This is a genomic window from Streptomyces sp. NPDC005070, assembly GCF_053600395.1.
This window is the reverse complement of the sequence record NZ_JBSFZS010000548.1, coordinates 1-1,235: the sequence shown is the minus strand read 5'-3', so window position 1 is coordinate 1,235 and position 1,235 is coordinate 1. Positions and strand designations below refer to the sequence as shown.

Genomic DNA, 1,235 nt, shown 5'->3' with positions numbered 1-1,235 from the left:
CGGGGCGGCGGGGGCCCGCCGCCCGGGCGGGCGCGCCCCCCCCCCGGGGGGGGGCCCCCGCCGGGGATTCCGCCGCGACCGCCGGGGATTCCGCCGAGGTCGTGGACGGTCACGCCGTACCGGCGGCGTCCCGGCCGGATCCGACGCACAGCGCCCAGATGACGAAGGCGTCGATGGCGATCAGCACGCTGGCCCACACCGGGGAGTACGGCAGCCACATGAAATTGGCGACCATGGCCAGTCCCGCCAGGGTGATGCCGACGATCCGGGCCCACAGCATGCCGCGGAACACGGCGATGCCGGCGAGGACGATCAGGACGCCGAGGGTGAGATGGATCCATCCCCAGCTCGTGAGATTGAAGGTGTAGACGTAGTTGCGGGTGGTGACGAACACGTCGTCCTCGGCGATGGCCGCGATTCCCTGGAATATCGCCATCGCGCCTCCGAAGATCATCATGACTCCGGCGAAGGCGGTCCAGCCGGACACCCACGCCCCCGAACTGCCGGCGGCTCCCTGCCGGTGCATTCCCGTCGTAGCCATTGCGAGCTCCTCCCGCGTAGACCTCGCCACCGACCGGGCGACGATCGGTGGCCGCATTTCAGCTTGCCATGGGATTGACGGACCGGCAGATCATCGAAAATCGCGCCCGGTGGGGCGAGATCGAGGTGCGGGGGAATGGGTTCGGTGCTCCAATGGAGCTGCCCGGTGCGCCGAGACGAATTCGGCGCGCACAAGGGATCAGAACCCGGACCGTCTCCGGGACCGCATCCCTGTCGGGCTTGTCCCGTATGCCTCGTGCCGGAAAGGAAACCACCGTGCCAGGTCTCCTCCGCGGGGTCGCCCGCACCGCCGTCGTGGCCGGTACGGCCACCGCCGTCTCGAACCGCGTGTCACGTCGTCAGCAGGGACGATGGGCACAGCAGGAAGCACAGCAGCAGTACCAGTACCAGGAGCAGCAGGCTCCGCCGCCGCCTCCGCCGGCCGCGCCGGGCGACGAGATGACCAGCAAGATCGATCAGCTCAAGCAACTGGGGGATCTCAAGGCCCAGGGCGTGCTGACCGATGCCGAGTTCGAGGCGCAGAAGGCCCGGATCCTCGGCTGACCCGCATACGCCCGGTCGAGGCCTCTCGTCGAGGACCCCTGACGCATCCCGGCGAGGAACCCCGGCCGGGACCGCATGCCCGAACGAATCTCTAGCGTCACTACGGACGTCATCGCGTTCAAGGAGGACAC

Annotated in this window: 2 protein-coding genes; one reads left to right on the top strand and one right to left on the bottom strand. The window is 69.1% G+C overall.

Annotation, left to right across the window (positions count from 1 at the left end; translation table 11 throughout):
* Nucleotides 1-109: 109 nt before the first annotated feature.
* The gene (locus ACWEBX_RS41045; protein ID WP_451889766.1) at nucleotides 110-541 is read right to left on the bottom strand and encodes a DUF7144 family membrane protein; all 432 of its coding nucleotides are present in this window, start codon (nucleotides 539-541) and stop codon (nucleotides 110-112) included.
* A 275-nt stretch (nucleotides 542-816) separates the two neighbouring features.
* On the opposite strand from ACWEBX_RS41045, the gene ACWEBX_RS41040 reads away from it, so the two are divergent.
* The gene (locus ACWEBX_RS41040; protein ID WP_386984538.1) at nucleotides 817-1,104 is read left to right on the top strand and encodes an SHOCT domain-containing protein; all 288 of its coding nucleotides are present in this window, start codon (nucleotides 817-819) and stop codon (nucleotides 1,102-1,104) included.
* Nucleotides 1,105-1,235 lie beyond the last annotated feature (131 nt).

What these genes read in the sequence shown, in the direction of transcription:
- ACWEBX_RS41045 (WP_451889766.1), bottom strand. Translation starts at nt 541, where the DNA reads ATGGCTACGACGGGAATGCACCGGCAGGGAGCCGCCGGCAGTTCGGGG.